This is a genomic window from Iodidimonas sp. MBR-22, from assembly GCF_029946565.1.
GTDB classification, from domain to species: domain Bacteria; phylum Pseudomonadota; class Alphaproteobacteria; order Sphingomonadales; family Rhodothalassiaceae; genus Iodidimonas; species Iodidimonas nitroreducens.
Window position 1 is genome coordinate 1 of sequence record NZ_JARKVQ010000025.1, and the last position, 17,172, is coordinate 17,172.

General features: G+C 56.1%; 13 protein-coding genes and 1 tRNA gene. 8 read left to right on the plus strand and 6 right to left on the minus strand.

What is annotated here, in order from left to right; all coding sequences use genetic code 11:
* Positions 1–292: 292 nt before the first annotated feature.
* Both QK300_RS13135 and QK300_RS13140 read left to right on the plus strand, forming a co-directional pair.
* Positions 293–2,419: a DNA methyltransferase gene (locus tag QK300_RS13135; RefSeq protein WP_281302326.1), complete on the plus strand. Its 2,127-nt coding sequence runs from the start codon at positions 293–295 to the stop codon at positions 2,417–2,419.
* 3 nt (positions 2,420–2,422) lie between these two features.
* On the plus strand, positions 2,423–5,029 hold the full coding sequence (locus QK300_RS13140) for a DEAD/DEAH box helicase family protein (protein WP_281302197.1): 2,607 nt from the start codon (positions 2,423–2,425) through the stop codon (positions 5,027–5,029).
* A 646-nt stretch (positions 5,030–5,675) separates the two neighbouring features.
* Here QK300_RS13140 and QK300_RS13145 read toward each other — a convergent pair.
* From QK300_RS13145 to QK300_RS13170, 6 genes are all read right to left on the minus strand, one after another.
* Positions 5,676–5,752 (minus strand) — tRNA-Arg (locus QK300_RS13145).
* A 110-nt stretch (positions 5,753–5,862) separates the two neighbouring features.
* The gene (locus QK300_RS13150) at positions 5,863–6,336 is read right to left on the minus strand and encodes a TadE/TadG family type IV pilus assembly protein (RefSeq protein ID WP_281302198.1); all 474 of its coding nucleotides are present in this window, start codon (positions 6,334–6,336) and stop codon (positions 5,863–5,865) included.
* Positions 6,337–6,367: 31 nt separating this feature from the next.
* Positions 6,368–6,868, minus strand: a complete 501-nt coding sequence (locus tag QK300_RS13155) for a TadE/TadG family type IV pilus assembly protein (RefSeq protein ID WP_281302199.1) — start codon at positions 6,866–6,868, stop codon at positions 6,368–6,370.
* Positions 6,869–6,893: 25 nt separating this feature from the next.
* A complete protein-coding gene (locus QK300_RS13160) occupies positions 6,894–8,186 on the minus strand; it encodes a pilus assembly protein TadG-related protein (protein ID WP_281302327.1) in 1,293 nt (430 codons plus the stop codon).
* A gap of 145 nt (positions 8,187–8,331) precedes the next feature.
* Positions 8,332–9,951: an L-aspartate oxidase gene (gene nadB, locus QK300_RS13165; RefSeq protein ID WP_281302201.1), complete on the minus strand. Its 1,620-nt coding sequence runs from the start codon at positions 9,949–9,951 to the stop codon at positions 8,332–8,334.
* A gap of 2 nt (positions 9,952–9,953) precedes the next feature.
* Positions 9,954–10,895 (minus strand): ABC transporter ATP-binding protein, encoded by a 942-nt coding sequence (locus tag QK300_RS13170; RefSeq protein ID WP_281302202.1) that lies wholly within the window; start codon positions 10,893–10,895, stop codon positions 9,954–9,956.
* A 206-nt stretch (positions 10,896–11,101) separates the two neighbouring features.
* On the opposite strand from QK300_RS13170, the gene QK300_RS13175 reads away from it, so the two are divergent.
* The 6 genes from QK300_RS13175 to rfbD are packed head-to-tail and all read left to right on the plus strand — an operon-like array spanning position 11,102 to position 17,062.
* Positions 11,102–11,293, plus strand: coding sequence for a zinc-finger domain-containing protein (locus QK300_RS13175; protein ID WP_042087982.1), 192 nt, complete (start codon positions 11,102–11,104; stop codon positions 11,291–11,293).
* Complete coding sequence (gene polA / locus QK300_RS13180) at positions 11,290–14,061, plus strand: DNA polymerase I (RefSeq protein WP_281302203.1); 2,772 nt, start codon at positions 11,290–11,292, stop codon at positions 14,059–14,061. The genes QK300_RS13175 and polA overlap by 4 nt, the downstream gene beginning before the upstream one ends.
* Positions 14,058–14,705 (plus strand): LysE family translocator, encoded by a 648-nt coding sequence (locus tag QK300_RS13185; RefSeq protein ID WP_281302328.1) that lies wholly within the window; start codon positions 14,058–14,060, stop codon positions 14,703–14,705. The genes polA and QK300_RS13185 overlap by 4 nt, the downstream gene beginning before the upstream one ends.
* A 37-nt stretch (positions 14,706–14,742) precedes the next feature.
* Positions 14,743–15,633: a glucose-1-phosphate thymidylyltransferase RfbA gene (rfbA, locus tag QK300_RS13190; RefSeq protein ID WP_281302205.1), complete on the plus strand. Its 891-nt coding sequence runs from the start codon at positions 14,743–14,745 to the stop codon at positions 15,631–15,633.
* Complete coding sequence (rfbC, locus tag QK300_RS13195) at positions 15,630–16,175, plus strand: dTDP-4-dehydrorhamnose 3,5-epimerase (protein WP_281302206.1); 546 nt, start codon at positions 15,630–15,632, stop codon at positions 16,173–16,175. Before rfbA ends, rfbC begins: the two co-directional genes overlap by 4 nt.
* Positions 16,172–17,062 (plus strand): dTDP-4-dehydrorhamnose reductase, encoded by an 891-nt coding sequence (rfbD, locus tag QK300_RS13200; RefSeq protein WP_281302329.1) that lies wholly within the window; start codon positions 16,172–16,174, stop codon positions 17,060–17,062. Before rfbC ends, rfbD begins: the two co-directional genes overlap by 4 nt.
* Positions 17,063–17,172 lie beyond the last annotated feature (110 nt).

The following is a 17,172-nucleotide window of genomic DNA, read 5'->3' on the forward strand; positions in this document are numbered from 1 at the left end:
TGTTGTCGCCCGTTGACTTCGAAGCCAGACAGCAGAAACTGAAAGAGGCAGGTGTCTAGAAAACGTGGGGCATCTCACTTACAGGGGTAGTTATGGGGGCAATGCAGAGCGCAACCCCCATCCCTATAGATTTTCGTCTGGTCTCACCGCACTTGATCTGCCAAGGTGCGCAGCGGGGCATAACTCCTTATTGTAAATCGCCAATCTGCTCACCGGGGCAGAATCCGCGCTTGAAGCAAGGGGCATCCTCTGCCGCCATCGCGGCAGAGGCTAACGAAGAAAGAGGCAGAACTTGTCGAGGCTTACTGACCTGATCGCACAAGCGAAGAAGAAGGACGCAGCGCTAGGGCGCGAGCTGGAACGGGAGTTCAAGGCACTAGCATCGCGTCGGTCGTTCGGGCTGAACTTCGAGCGGCATCGACCAGAAAGCGTCGAACTTCCGGGGCGACCTGTTCGCAAAGGTGACAAGGTGCGCGTCCTACCCCCTCGCGGTGAGACGAAGAAAGGCGACCAACGTCTCTGGAAAGTGCGCAGCGTGTCGGGCAAAGGCGCGGAGCGCTTGGCGCAGGTTGAGCTGATCGGCGCGGAGGAACCCGAGACACAGGAAGTGGCGGTTGCCGATCTGGTCGTGGTGGCCGAGTTCCGCGACTACATCTACCCCGGTCTTGTCAGTACCGGGAATGTCGAGCGCGGGGGCGACAAGCCCTATCACACCGTGATCAACGGCGAGAACTTCCATGCCTTGGAGGCGCTGACCTTCACCCATCGTAACAAGATTGACGTGATTTATATCGATCCGCCATACAACACAGGCGCAAGAGATTGGAAATATAATAACGACTATGTCGAGGAAGAAGACCTTTACAGACATTCAAAATGGCTGGCCTTCATGGGGCGTCGATTAAGAATCGCCAAACAACTCTTAAAGCAAGAGTCCTCTGTGTTGATCGTAGCGATCGATGAAAAAGAGTATCTTCGGCTTGGTCTTTTGCTGGAACAGACATTCCCAGAAGCGCGAATCCAGATGATTAGTGCTCTAATAAATCCGGCAGCCGTGGCGAGAGCAGGCGGGTTTGGACGCAGCGACGAATATGTTTATTTCGTCTTCTTTGGAGAAATGGCGCCGTCTCGCCTCAGATTAGATCGAGAGTGGGTCTCCGGGAAAGGTCGAACCCACACTGGACAAATCAGATGGGACTTGCTCCGACGTTCAGGCACGAACGCTGAAAGGGCTCATTCGCCAGGTTGCTTCTATCCCATCTACATCGATCCAATAGAAGTGAAAGTTGTTGAAGTTGGTGAGCCACTGCCAGCTGGGGTATCAGAGGCTCCCTACAAAGAAGGGTTAGTAGCCATACTGCCGATCCGAAAAGATCAGAGTGAAGGAAACTGGCAGTGGTCTCCGGACACGTTCAAGACGCGATTTTTACAAGGACGTGTGAAAATTGGTGGAAGTTCAAAAAAGGGCTTCACAGTCTATATTTTGAAGCCGGGAGAGTTTTCGAAAATTGAAAGAGGCGAGTTTCAATCTCTCGGGAAAGCGAATGACGGCTCTATCTTAGTTGAGGGAAACGATCCCAGTATCGTGTCTGCGATACCCGGAAGCCAATGGCGAATTTCTGGTCATGATTCCACGCAATATGGAAGCCGCCTTATTTCAAATCTTATCCCAAACCGCAAATTTCCTTTTCCGAAAAGCCTTTATGCAGTCGAGGATGCAATTAGGTTTTTTGTTGCCGAGAATCCTAAAGCAGTCATTCTAGACTTCTTCGCAGGATCGGGTACGACGGCCCACGCTGTGATGCGTCTCAACCGTCAGGATGATGGCCGCCGCCAATGTATCTCCGTCACCAACAACGAGGTGGCAGCGGATGAGCAGACGGCTTTGCGGAAACATGACTTGCGCCCCGGTGATCCAGAATGGGAAAGGTGGGGCATCTGCGACTATATCACCAAGCCACGCATTGCCGCCACGATAAGCGGCAAAACGCCAGAAGGGCGAGACATCAAGGGCGAGTACAAGTTCACTGACGAGTTTCCAATGGCCGAGGGCTTCGAAGAAAATGCCGAGTTCTTCACCCTTACCTATGAAACTCCGGTCGCCGTCAGTCACAACCGCGCCTTCGCGCGTATCGCACCGCTCCTGTGGATGCGGGCTGGCAGCGAGGGGCGGCGGATCGACAAGGAGCCTGTGGATGGCTGGGAGGTGGCCGATACCTATGGCCTCCTGACCAATCTCGACCGTGCTGCGCCCTTCTGCGCTGCCATTGCCGCAACGGGCGGCATCCGCATTGCCTATATCGTCACCGACGACGAGCGGCGCTTTCAAGCCATCACGCGGGAATTACCTGATGGGGTGGAGCCTGTGCGGCTTTACGAATCCTACCTGACCAATTTTCGCTTCGCGATGGGGCGCTGAGACATGAAATTTACACTGAAAGATTACCAGACCCAAGCTGTAGCAGACGTGCTGGACAACATGAAGAAGGCGCGGGTGTTCTGGCAGGACCATGACATGAAAACCGCCTTCTCACTCGCTGCCACCACTGGCTCAGGCAAGACGGTAATGGCCGCTGCGGTATTTGAGGCGCTCTTGTTCGGCAATGACGAAGCGGAGTTTGAACCCGACCCCGGCGCGGTCGTTATCTGGTTCAGCGACGACCCCTCGCTGAACACCCAATCCAAGTGGCGCTTGCAAGAGGCGTCCGACAAGCTGACGATCTCGGACCTTGTGACGGTCGAAAGCAGCTTTAATCGGGAAACCTTGGAAGCAGGAAAAATCTACTTCCTCAATACGCAAAAGCTTTCTAAGAGCAGCCTTCTCACGCGCGGGCACGATCCCGACGACGACAGCCTGGAGACGGCAGACGGGCAGAAGATCATGCCCGACATGCGCGCATTCACCATCTGGGACACGATCCGCAACACCATCGAAGACCCTGATTTGACGCTCTACCTTGTGCTGGACGAAGCGCACCGGGGGATGAAGGAGGATGGCGGGATTGCGGCAGCGTCCGGCAGACAGACCATCGTCAAGCAGCTCATCAACGGCTCTGGCAGTACGCCCGCCATTCCAATTGTTTGGGGAATTTCGGCAACAGTGGACCGCTTCAACAAGGCATTGAAAGATATGCAGGGCCGCACAACTCTACCGCATGTGCAGGTGGATGCCGGGCTGGTACAAGCATCAGGCCTCTTAAAAGACACGATCACGATGGACGTGCCAGACGAGATCGGAGATTTTGAAACGGTGCTTCTCCGCCGTGGGGCCGACAAGCTGCGCGACATCACCGAAGCTTGGGCGGCCTATGCCGAGGAACAAGGAGACGCGAGCAAGGTTCAGCCTCTAATGGTGCTGCAGGTTCCCGACGCTCCGAACCCGAATGACATTGGAAAGTGGCTGGATGTGATCCTTGAGCGCTTTCCGGAATTGCCCGAAGACAGCATCGCCAACGTGTTGGGCGAGCATAAGACCGAGACTTTTGGGCGGCACACAGTGCCATATATTGAGCCGCAGCGGGTTCAGCAGGACGATTGGGTGCGCATCCTCATCGCAAAGAACGCAATCAGCACGGGCTGGGATTGCCCGCGAGCCGAGGTGATGGTTTCGCTCAGGGCGGCATCGGATAAGACCCATATCACGCAGCTTTTGGGGCGGATGGTCCGCACACCACTTGCGCGGCGCATTTCGGGGAATGACCGGCTCAACGCGGTCGATTGTCTTCTGCCCCATTTTAACAAGGAAACCGTCAAAGCTGTTGTAGACGAGCTGATGAAAGGCGGCGAAAGCGGAGAAGAGCTGCCCGGTCGTCGCGTCCTAATCAATCCACGTGAAATGAAGCCTAACCCGGCGATCCCGGAAGACGTTTGGGACAAGCTGACATCCCTCTCTTCACAGACCTTGCCCAAGAAGCAGGCCCGCCCTGTCAAAAGATTGACCGCGCTCGCGCATGAACTTGCGATGGACGACCTTCTGCCTGATGCCGGGAGGAAAGCCCACGCGGCGATGCACGCAGTTCTGGACGCTGCGTTAAAGTCATATGAAACAAAAATTGCTGATGCCCGTGCTTCTGTTCTGACGGTCGAAGGCAAGACGCTGTCAGCAGATACGAAAACGAAAGCGATGACCTTCAACGACTTTGTTGAAGCCGCGGATTATGCCGTTATCGAAGACGCATACAGACGGGCTGGACGGGCAATCAGCCCTGACCTAGCCACGACCTATGCAGAGCATTTGGCAGCGAGCATTGAGGATGACGAGGACGACGAAGAAGCACTGATCGAGGCGCACACGATCATCGCCGCAATCGGATTGGTCCCGAAGATCAAAGACGACCTAGAGGTCGAAGCTGAGAAACTGGCAAGGGATTGGCTGGCCACTTACAAGGACGCAATAAAGGGCCTAACCGATGAACGGGAGGAAGCATATCGCCAGATTCGTGAAATGAGCACGGATCCGCTTCCGGTCGAAATCGCCCGACCGCATATGTGGTTGCAGCCGACCACAGCGCGAGAGCCGAACGGCAAGGAATACGATCTTGAGCGCTTCGAGCGCCATCTTCTTTGTGACGAGGATGATATGTTCCCCGAGGCCTTTAGTTCATCGTGGGAACCCGCCGTCCTGCGAGCCGAACTTCAAAAAGAAGGTAACATCGGCTGGTATCGCAACCCTGCGCGAGCAAGCCAAGATTCCTTGGGTGTTGTCTATGAAGAGGCCGGTGAATATCGGATCGTGCGACCCGATTTCATCTTTTTTGCCCGAAAGGAAGATGGGAGCGTCGCTGCCGACTTGATCGACCCGCACGGCGATTATTTAGCGGATGCCCTGCCCAAGCTGAAGGGGCTGGCGAAATACGCTGCAGCGAACTTGGCAACCTTCCGACGCATCGAGGCCATCACTAAACTAAAGAAGACCGGAACCTATCGGATGCTCGACCTTACAAAAGAGAAAGTGAGAACGGCAGTCGCCGCAGCCACAAGTGCCGAAGGCCTTTACGCCAGCCCGGAGGCAGAAGACTACGTGGCGTGATTGGGGTTTACTCTAGCTCACCACGGAAAACCCGCTTGTTTACCTCAGACCCGCCTTCTTCTCGCTATGGGGGCGCGAAGGCGGCTCTGAGGAAAACAAGCTATCTTATTATCTATATCTATCTATCTATATTAAGAAGCTCGGTCCTTTGCCGTCCGATTGCCCGACATCACCCACATTAAAGCAGCGAACGGAATCACAGTAAACACGCCGTGTATAAGTATCACAGCTCCAGCAAATATGAACGAAGCACGTCCCGGGAAATGAAAGGCAATATTTCCTAATATGTTGGCGTAGAGAGCAGGAGTACCTTCAACCATCACTTCCAGTCAGGGTGCACCTACAGCCAATATGTAAAACTCTTGAAGAGTCCAAGTCCCGTAGAAAGCAATGCTCAAACCAAAACAGGCAAGGAACAGGAAACGCTTTGTCGTGCTGTCAAACCACACCATTTGCTTACAAATCTCCCTGCCCGCTCTTTCCCGACAGTAGGCTATTTCATGAAGGAATGTAATTGCAATATGGTCGCTCACCGCGACTCAAAGGCTCTACCGAAAACGACCTCTGATTACCCTCGCCGTGCTTCCTATGTGCTTCCTGAACCCAGAAGCCTGCAACGCCACTAGGCTTAAGTCGTTGATTTTATTGGCGCACCCGACAAGATTCGAACTTGTGACCTCTGCCTTCGGAGGGCAGCGCTCTATCCAGCTGAGCTACGGGTGCCAAAGATGGCCATCGGGGCGTCAGCGCCCCGGCCATTCATGCCAAGCGGGCGGACACTAGCTGAAAGAGACCCTTTTGCAAAGCCTAATATGCCCAATGTTCCGCATTGATCAGGATGTAGCCGTTCCCGATTGCGGCAAAACCGGGGGAAAGGCGATAAACCCACGGGAACTGGCCGTGAGCGTGAGGGTTTCGTGCCCGATATAAGGAAAGATCGGGGTGAAACTATAGCGGATATTGACCGTATATTCGCTGGTGTTCACAGTGCTGTTGATCGGCGATTCCACCGTTACCACGGCCAGATCCCCTCTCAAACCCACCAGACGCCCGGCGGTAAAATCGCGGATTTCGCTATCGCTCACTTTTCCTTCACGCACAATGGCAAAACGGGTGGCTTCCTGAACGGCAAAATAAAGCGCGGTCTGGCTGTAAACCAGCCGCCCGCCCTCGATCACGGTAAAGAGGGCGATGAGGTAGATCGGCAGAACAACCGCAAACTCCACCGCCGCCGCCCCCCCGCAATCTTGCGCGAACGCCCTCAATGAGAATGGCTGTTTGGATTTCATCCGCCAGATTTTATGCATCGCGCTTATGGCTCCCCACAATCAAGGCTCCTCAATTCAACCGCACAGCGCTATTTGACGCCATCGACAAACGCTGGCCCAATCCCGGATAGGCAAAGATCATTTCATAATCATGCTCAAGCCTGATTTCGAGATAGGTTTGCCGATCCGTGCAGGCGAGGGTGGAGATCGCCGTAGAGGTACAGGCAACGGCAGTGCCATCGGGGCATTGGCAGGAAAAGCTGACTTCGAGCTGCGCCCCCGGATCGGCATCGAGGAAATCGGCCGCCCCCCATACGGCATTGCGCACATCGAGTGCCACCACAATGCCGCTGGCGATTTCGCTCATGCTGGGGTGGCGGGCAAGGCCAAACTGAACCCCGGCGCGCACGGCATTATCCATTTCCGCCTTCCGCACATAGGCCATGCCAAAATCGATGGACCCCAATGCCAAAAGTCCCAGAAAGCTCACCACCATGGCGGTTTCGATGAGGATACTGCCTTTGCGGTTTGCACAAAAACCGCGCCACCAACCGCGCCTATGATTTTTCATGCGCCTTATCATCTGCCCTGATGCCTCATTCCAATAGCACCACCTGTTTTTGGGTTGTTCCACCCAAAATCAGGCCTAAATCCGCGCACACAGCCGGATCATTGCGGATGAAGGAATTGCCCGTAAAGGTTACCCGGTCAGAAACGATCTGCAGGCAATGATCGGGATTGGAGGAACCGCCCGAAAATTCAACCAGACTTCGGGGCATATAGATCGCACCATCGAGTTGCAGATCCGCCCCGCCATTGAACAGGCTTCGGTCAGGCGATAGGGCTTTTTGATCCTGAAAGAACAAAACCCCCTGATAAGGCCCGGATTGCGGTGCCGAAAGCTGCATCTCGGTATTATTATTGAGCGCCACCCGCCCCACGTCGCCGGGTTGATCGCCGGTGAGAATGAAGGAAAGCTGATCGCCGGATATATCTGTGTTGCCACCGGTGGAGATATCCCCGTTTCTGATCACATAAGTGGCCGAAGGAAGCGTGATATTGCCGCTGAAATCCACGCCGCCGCATAAGGTGATCAGGCCATCGCCATCCACATCCACAAGCTGGCTGCCATCATTGATCTGCACCCCCTTATTGCCGCTTCCGCTTTGATCGCATGATGATAAGGGGGGAACGCTGAGGCTTTCAAAAGGATCGGGCACCCGTGGGGAAAAAGGCAAAGGCGGCAATTGCGAGATCAACTCCCCCGAACCTTCGATGGCCACATCGCCAAAAGCCTGCGCCGGATTGGCCATCAAAACAGCACTGCCGCCGATGAACAAGGCTTCATCGCTATCGGAATTAGACGCCACGCCGCAGCCGATATCCGCCGTTGTGCTGCCGGTGAATTCCACGGCGCGCGCGGCGGTTTCATTCAGCGCGATGATGCATTGCGGCCCCAGATTGCGCACCCCCGCCACGGCCCGGGCGCTGATGGGGATATGGGTGCCGGGGATCAAAAGACCGGCAAAATAAAGCGGCACCTGCCGGCTGATGGTGGCATCGACCAAAGCTGTGGTGCCGGGATCGATGGAGCTGGACAAGGGTTTGACGATCAGATTATTGGCGGGCAGCGGTTCAAAGCCATTGCGCACGGCTTCTGTTCTGACCACGGCATCGACAATACCGTCGGGTTTCTGCTCCAGCCGAGCATAGGCACCGGCCACGGCGGCGGCATCGACCATGCTTTGGGTGGATCGTCTTTGCGCATACCAATGCGCCCCATCCAGCGCCAGCCCGGAAAAGCCGATCACCGCCGGAAACACAACCGCTGTGAGGGCGAGCGTACCCCCCATTTGATTGCGCGCCAATCGGTGCAGAATTGCCCACATTGTTTTGCCACTCACTGCTTTGCCCGTCATTGCTTTTCTCGATGAAAGCATCTTCAGCATAAGCGGCAAGTGCTAAAAATCGCATAAGAGGCGCATACAATTTAAGTGAAATTCAGGGCGAAACCATCGCCTTTCCCGAAAGCTATCAGGCCCCGCGTCGGGCGGCAAAGGGCGGGGTGAGGATCGTATTTTCGGCTTGGGGCAAAAGATCAGGATAATCAGTGGTGAAATGCAAGCCGCGCGATTCTTTGCGGGCCTTGGCCGAACGCACGATCAATCCCGCCACATCCACCAGATTACGCAATTCCAGCAGATCCGGGGTGATGCGGAAATTGCCATAATAATCATGGATTTCACTGCTGAGCAGCGCCACCCGATGCTGCGCCCGCTCCAGCCGTTTATTGGTCCGCACGATCCCCACATAATCCCACATGAAACGGCGCAATTCCGCCCAATTATGGCTGACCACGATTTCCTCATCGGAATCGGTGACCCGGCTTTCATCCCAGGGTCGGGCCGCCCCCGGCGGCGGCAGATCGGGCAATCTGCGCAAGATATCATCCCCCGCCGCATGGCCATAAACCAGACATTCCAGCAGGGAATTGGAGGCCATGCGATTGGCCCCGTGCAGGCCGCTGTGCGAGGCTTCGCCGATACAATAAAGGCCATCGAGATCGGTGCGCCCGGCCTGATCGATCATCACCCCGCCGCAGGTATAATGGGCGGCGGGCACCACCGGAATGGGGCCCCGGGTGATATCGATCCCATAATTGAGGCAGCGGCGATAGATATTAGGGAAATGGCCAATCACGAAATCCGGATCGCGATGGCTGATATCGAGCAGCACATGATCAAGCCCCAGCCGCTTCATTTCATGATCGATGGCCCGGGCCACCACATCGCGCGGGGCCAGTTCGCCGCGCGGATCGAAAGCCTGCATGAAGGGTTCGCCATTCGGCAGGCTGAGCTTTGCCCCTTCGCCGCGCAGGGCTTCGGTGATCAGAAAGGTTCTGGCTTCGGGGTGAAACAGGCAGGTGGGATGAAACTGGTTGAATTCCATATTAGCCACCCGGCAGCCCGCCCGCCACGCAATGGCAATGCCATCTCCGGTCGATCCATTGGGGTTGGAGGTATAAAGATAGACCCGGCTCGCCCCCCCGGTTGCCAGCACCACCGCCCGCGCGGTGATCACATCGACAAAACCGCTTTCCCGATCCAAAAGATAGGCGCCATGGCAGCGTTCCGGCCCATCGCCATCCTTTAAAAGATGGCGATTGGTGATGAGATCCACCGCCATATGATGTTCGAGCACGGTGATATTGGGGGCCGCCCGGGCGCGGATTTCCAAAGCCTGCTGCACCGCCCAGCCGGTGGCATCATCCACATGGATGACCCGACGCACGGAATGGCCGCCTTCCTGAGTGAGATGATAGCCCGATGCGGTGGCTTCCTCATCGCTGCGGGTGAATTTCACCCCCAATGAAATCAGATCCTCGATCGCCGCCGGGCCGCGCTCCACCACGAAACGCACGGCTTCGGGATCGCACAGGCCGGCGCCTGCGGCCATGGTATCCTCGATATGGCTTTCGATGGTATCGCCCACCGATAAAACAGCGGCAATGCCGCCCTGCGCCCATTTCGTGGAGCCTGATGATAATTTCCCCTTGGACACCACCGCCACCCGCAGATGTGGCGCTACCTTTAGGGCGAGAGACAAACCGGCGGCACCGGCCCCGATGATCAGAACATCAAAATTCATATCCATGATCAGGCCGCATCATTGTGGGGCGCACGGGTGAGTTGCAGAAAAATATCTTCCAGATCGGTATCATTGGTGGAAAGATCGCGCACCCCAAGCCCCGATGCCGATAAAGCGCTTAAAACCGCCCCCACATCATTGCCCTTTCGTGAAACCTGCACTGCCAATCGCCGAGGCCCATCCAAACGCGCCCTGAACCGTGCAAAATCGGCGGGGATCTGGTCGAGATCGGATTCCAGATCCACCAGAATTTCTTTTTCATCGATGCGCGCCAAAAGCTGCGTTGTCGGTTCGCAGCACACCACATCGCCATGATTGATGATGGCGATGGTATCGCACAATTCCTGGGCTTCTTCGAGATAATGGGTGGTGAGCACGATGGTCGTCCCCCGGGCGTGCAATTCCCGCACATACGTCCATAAAAGCTGACGCAATTCGATATCCACGCCCGCCGTGGGTTCATCGAGAATCAAAACCGGTGGCGTGTGCACCAGCGCCTTTGCCACCAGAAGCCTGCGTTTCATCCCGCCTGAAAGGGTGCGGGAATAGGCATCGCGCTTATCCCATAATTGCACCACCCGCAGCAGTTCTTCGGTGCGGCGCTCGGCCTTGGGCACGCCATACATCCCGGCCTGCACTTCCAGCATTTCCCATGGGGTGAAAAAAGCATCAAACACCAGTTCCTGCGGCACCACACCGATGGAAGCGCGGGCATTGCGGGGATGGGCATCGATATCAAAGCCCCAGATGCTGGCGCTGCCCGATGTTTTATTGACCAATCCCGCCAGAATATTGATGAAGGTGGATTTGCCTGCGCCATTCGGCCCCAGAAGGCCAAACATCGAGCCTTGCGCGATATCGAGATCGATCCCGTTCAAGGCGCGTTTGGGCGCCGGTCCGCCATAGGTTTTTTCAAGGGATCGAACGCAGATTGCTGAAGGCGCGGTCATCAATGATATCCTTATCCGAAGATCGATAGAAGGGTCCGAAGATCGTGAGAATGGCGCAATTCTGGTATGATCGTCATCGCGCAACAGACCGATCATGCGCTACCACTCGCGATGGGCTTGGTCAATGCGCTCTCAGTTGTGCGAAATGGCCGTGCAGTCTATATAGGCAATCAAAATCAACCCGCCAATGGAGAAGGATAGAAACCATGAGCATTTCCCCCCCCGAAACCCTGAAGGTTGAGAGCACAACCGTTTCATGCGATGGCGGCGGCGCCCTTGGGCATCCCCGGGTTTATCTCAATCTGGGTGATGAAGGCCGTGTGGAATGCGGCTATTGTGATCGAGAATTCATCCTGAAGGGCGGCCCCGCCGATCAAGACAGCTCCCGCGCCGCATGAGCAGCCAGCCGCATCTCTATCTGATCGATGGGTCGGGTTATATTTTTCGCGCCTATCATGCTCTGCCCCCCATGAGCCGCAAGGATGGAACCCCCGTCAATGCGGTTTATGGCTTTTCCAATATGCTGTTCAAGCTGTTGAAAGATGTGAATGAGGGCGAGGCACCAACCCATTTTGCCGTGATTTTCGATGCGGCCCGCAAATCTTTCCGTAATGATCTTTATGCCGATTATAAAGCCCATCGTCCCGATGCCCCCGAAGATCTGGTGCCGCAATTCTCGCTGATCCGCGAAGCCACCAAAGCCTTTAATGTGGCCGGGATCGAGCGCAGCAACTATGAAGCCGATGATCTGATCGCCACCTTCACCCAACAGGCCCGGGCCAAAAATTGGCGCGTCACCATCGTTTCATCGGATAAGGATCTGATGCAGCTTGTGGAAGATGGGGTCGATCTGTTTGATAGCATGAAAAACCGCCGCATCGGCCTTGATGAGGTCCATGAGAAATTTGGCGTTACCCCTGATAAAGTGATCGATGTGCAGGCCCTGTGCGGCGATAGTTCGGATAATGTGCCCGGTGTGCCCGGAATTGGCCCGAAAATTGCGGCGCAGCTCATTACCGAATATGGCGATCTGGAAAGCCTGCTTGATCGCGCAGCCGAGATCAAACAGACCAAAAGGCGAGAGAATCTGATCGAATTTGCCGATCAGGCGCGCCTGTCGAAAAAGCTCGTTACCCTGATGCCGGATGTGCCCCTCGATGATCTGTCCCTCGATGATTTTGTGGTGAAAGCCCCCGATGTGGCCCAGCTTTTGACCTTCATCGACGAGAATGGCTTTCGATCCCTGCGCGCCCGGGTGGTTTCGCATCTGGGCGATGGCAGGGATGGCACCAGCCCCCTTGAGGCGGAAACCACGGCGATCACCCAAACCCATTATGAAACGGTGGATGATCTCGCCGATCTGGAGCGCTGGATCACGCGCATCAAAAAAGCCGGGCGGGTGGCGGTGGATACCGAAACCACCGGAATTTTGCCGATGCATGCAACCCTTGTGGGCATCTCGCTTTCGGTGGAAGCCGGGGCAGCCTGCTATATCCCCTTGCGCCATCGTGCCGCCGATGGGCTGGATTTCGGCAATCAGAATTTAAAACAGATCCCGGTGGATCAGGCGCTCAAAGCCTTGAAGCCGATATTGGAAGATCCGGCGATCCTCAAGATCGGGCAGAATATCAAATATGATATGGTGATATTGGCCAATGAGGGCATCCATATCAGCCCCCATGATGATACCATGCTGCTGTCTTATGTGCGCGATTGCGGCCTGCATGGCCATGGCATGGACGAGCTTTCGCGCCTGCATCTGGGCATCGAGACCACCCCCTTCAAAGAGGTGGCGGGCAGCGGCAAAAAGCAGGTGACCTTTGATCTCGTGCCCATCGATAAAGCCACGCATTATGCCGCCGAAGATGCCGATATCACCGGGCGGCTGTGGCGGCTGATCAAGCCGATGCTGCCTCAGGCCGGGCTTTTGCAGGTTTATGAAAGCATCGAACGGCCTTTGGTGCCGGTGATCGCCGCCATGGAACGGGCGGGCATCAAGGTGGATCGGGCGGAATTGGCGCGGCTTTCGGCCGAATTTGCCGCGAGCATGGAGCGCCTTGAAAAAGAGATCCACGCCCTAGCGGGCGAAAGCTTCAATATCGGCAGCCCCAAACAGCTTGGCGAGATTCTTTTCGATAAAATGGGGCTGCAAAGCGGGAAAAAGGGCAAATCCGGGGCCCTTTCAACAGGGGTCGAGGTTTTGGAAACGCTGGCAGCCCAGGGCCATGATCTGCCGGAAAAGGTGCTGGCATGGCGGCAGGTTTCAAAGCTTAAAAGCACCTATACCGATGCTTTGGCCAAAGCCATCAACGAAAAAACCGGCCGCGTGCATACCAGCTTTTCGATGGCCTCCACCTCCACCGGGCGGCTCTCATCCAATGATCCCAATCTCCAGAATATCCCCATCAGAACGGCCGAGGGGCGCAAGATCCGCAAGGCCTTCATTGCCGAGGATGGCTATGTGCTGCTGGCCGCTGATTATAGCCAGATCGAATTGCGGATTCTCGCCCATATGGCCGATATCGATGCCCTGAAAACCGCCTTTGCGAAGGGTGTGGATATTCATGCCCTCACCGCCAGTCAGGTGTTTGATGTGCCCCTTGATCAGATGGACAGCGCCACCCGGCGCCGGGCCAAGGCGATCAATTTCGGCATCATCTATGGCATTTCCGCTTTTGGGCTGGCGCGTCAGCTTGGCATCGGTCGGGATGAGGCAAAGGGGCTTATCGATGCCTATTTCAAGCGCTTCCCCGGCATTTTGACCTATATGGAAGAAACCCGCAAAAAAGCCCATGAAACTGGCCATGTCACCACCCTGTTCGGGCGGCGTAGCCATGTCATGGATATCAATGCCAAAAATCCCAATCAGCGCGCCTTTGCCGAACGCGCCGCCATCAATGCCCCCATTCAGGGCACCGCTGCCGATATCATCAAGCGGGCGATGATCGCGATGCCCAAAGCCTTGGCCGATGCCGGGCTTGATGATGTGCGGATGCTGTTGCAGGTGCATGATGAACTGATTTTTGAACTGCCCCAGGATCGGATCGAAGCAGCCCAACCGATCATCCGCCATGTGATGGAAAATGCCTGCGCGCCGGTTGTTGATCTGTCTGTGCCCTTGATTGTTGAGATCGGAACCGGTGCCAATTGGGGTGAGGCCCATTGAGCGCCATTCTCCCCGATCCGGCGCAGCTTTGGGTATTTGTCTCCGCAACCCTCATTCTGGGGCTGATGCCGGGGCCGGATATGATTTTGGTGATCAATCGCTCCCTTGGCATCGGTTTTGATGCGGGTTTGATCACCCTTGCGGGCATCGCGATGGGGGCGCTGGTGCATCTTTGTGCTCTGGCTTTTGGCTTTGGGGTGCTTTTGGCCCGCTATCCCGTGATCTATGATCTCTTGCGCTATGCGGGGGCGGCCTATCTTTTATGGATGGCCTTTTCCCTTATCCGCCATGGCGGCGGCCTTGATCTAAGGCTGATCGATGCGGGCACAAGGCAGCCGGTGTGGCGGCTGTTTCGTCAGGCTTTGCTGACCAATGTGCTGAATCCCAAGGTGGTGCTGTTTCTTTTGGCTTTTTTGCCACAATTTGTCCCCCCTTCGGCTGATAATCCGGTGGCACGGCTGTTGGCGCTGGGGGTGATTTTCTTTGCCATCGGCTTTGCCATCATGCTGCCTTTGGCGGCGGTGGCGGGCCGCCTGCGTCCATGGCTGATGGCGCATCCCATGGCTTTGCGTGTGCAGGCTTATATCACCAGCGGTTTTTTGATGATGTTTGCCCTTGCCCTCATCACGGGATCAAGGCCATGAATAAACTTCGGGGCAAAGGCAAGGATCAAGGGGTCTCATGACACAAGCCTATCGCGGGATCATTCTGGCTGGTGGATCGGGCACACGGCTCTATCCGCTGACCGTTTCGGTTAGTAAACAATTAATGCCGGTTTATGATAAGCCGATGATCTATTACCCCCTGTCCACCCTGATGCTGGCGGGCATTCGCGAGATTTTAATCATCACAACGCCCGAAGATCAGGCCCAGTTCAAGGCTTTATTGGGGGATGGGCGGCAATGGGGGATCAACCTTGCCTATGCCATTCAGCCCCGGCCCGAAGGGCTGGCGCAGGCCTTTATCATTGGGGCCGATTTTATCGGCGATGCCCCCACGGCCCTGATTTTGGGCGATAATATCTTTTACGGGCAGGGCTTTGGCGATCTTTTGCGGACCGCCACCCAGCGCCAGCAGGGGGCCACGGTTTTCGGCTATTATGTGAATGATCCCGAACGTTATGGCGTTGTCAGCTTCGATGCCAAGGGGGCTGCCGAAAGCATCGAGGAAAAACCCCAAAATCCCCGCTCGAACTATGCCGTTACCGGGCTTTATTTTTATGATAGCGCTGTGGTGGATGTGGCCCGATCCATCCGCCCCTCGGCCCGGGGCGAATTGGAAATCACCGATATCAATATGCATTATCTGAAGGTGGGGCAACTCACCGTTGAAACATTGGGCCGGGGCTTTGCCTGGCTTGATACCGGCACCCATGCCTCGTTGCTTGATGCCGCTGATTATGTGCGGGTGATCGAGGATCGGCAGGGTCTGAAGATCGCCTGCCCTGAAGAAATCGCTTATCGCATGGGCTTTATCGATGCTGCAGCCCTTGAAAAACTGGCCGCGCCCTTGCTGAAAAGCGGCTATGGAGACTATCTGATGCGGATTTTGCAGGGGCTGGGTGCCCGATGAAGGTGATCGATACAAAGCTCGACAGCGTCAAGATCCTCGAACCCCGGCTTTTTGAGGATGCCCGCGGCTTTTTCATGGAAAGCTGGAATGCACAGAGCTTTGCCGCCCTTGGGATTGATGCCCCCTTCGTGCAGGATAATCATTCGCGGTCGGTGGGCCCCATTTTGCGTGGGCTGCATTATCAGATCCAGCACAGCCAGGGAAAGCTGGTGCGGTGCACTTTGGGGCGGATTTTCGATGTAGCGGTTGATCTGCGCCGCTCATCCCCGCAATTCGGGCAATGGATGGGGGTTGAGCTTTCGGCGGATAATCACCGCCAGCTTTGGGTGCCTGAAGGCTTTGCCCATGGCTTTCTGGTGCTGGGCGATCTGGCCGAAGTGCAATATAAATGCACCGATTTTTATGCGCCTGAGCATGATCGCAGCCTGTTGTGGAATGATCCCGATCTGGCGATTGATTGGCCCCTTCTTGGCCGCACACCCATTGTGTCGGCAAAGGATGCGGCCGCCCCCGGCTTCCATCAGGCCGAGACATTTCCATGACCGCGCCGCCCGAGAACAGCGCGCCCACCCGTGTTCTGATCACCGGAGCGGCAGGGCAGCTTGGCCGTGAATTGTGCCGCACCGCCCCCGATCATATGCAGGTGCAAGCCCTTGATCGCGCGGCCCTCGATATTCTTGAACCCGCCGCCATTCTTGATACCCTAAAGCAGCACCAGCCCCATCTGATCATCAATGCGGCGGCCTATACCGCTGTGGATCAGGCCGAAAGCGAGCCGGAAAAAGCCTTTGCGATCAATGCCAAAGGGCCTGAAAATCTGGCACTGGCCGCCAGCCGCCATGGGGTGCGGCTGATCCATCTTTCAACCGATTTCGTGTTTGATGGCAAGGCCGGTTCGCCCTATGCCCCTAAGGCAGAAACCCATCCGATCAATTTTTATGGCATGAGCAAACGCGCGGGCGAACAGGCGGTGGAACGGCTGGCGCCGCAAAACAGCCTGATCCTGCGCACATCCTGGCTTTATTCCGCCCATGGCAGTAATTTTGTCAAAACCATGCTGCGGCTGATGAAAGAAGGCCGCTCTTTGCGGGTGATTGCCGATCAGGTGGGCACGCCCTGCTGGGCTTTGGGTTTGGCCGAGGCTTTGTGGAAACTGGCCGATCTCAGGGCTTCGGGGCTTTTGCATTGGGGCGATGCCGGGGTGGCAAGCTGGTATGATTTCGCCGTTGCCATCATGGAAGAAGCCCAAACCCTGGGCCTGCTCGATCAAAGCCCGATCATCACCCCGGTGACCAGCGCCGATTATCAAACCGCCGCCCGACGACCGTCTTATTCCGTGCTGGATCGGAGCCGTGCCTGGGCGCTGGTTGGAACGCCGCCGCTCCATTGGCGGGCCGCCCTCCGCCTGATGCTGCAGGAACTGGCGTAAGATCATAGCCCCCCCCGGGCTTTTCTTTCGTCACCCCGGGCTTGACCCACTGCTGTCCGGTTTAAATTTGTGGACATGATGCACGGTGTTGATTCTACTCGTGTTCAGAC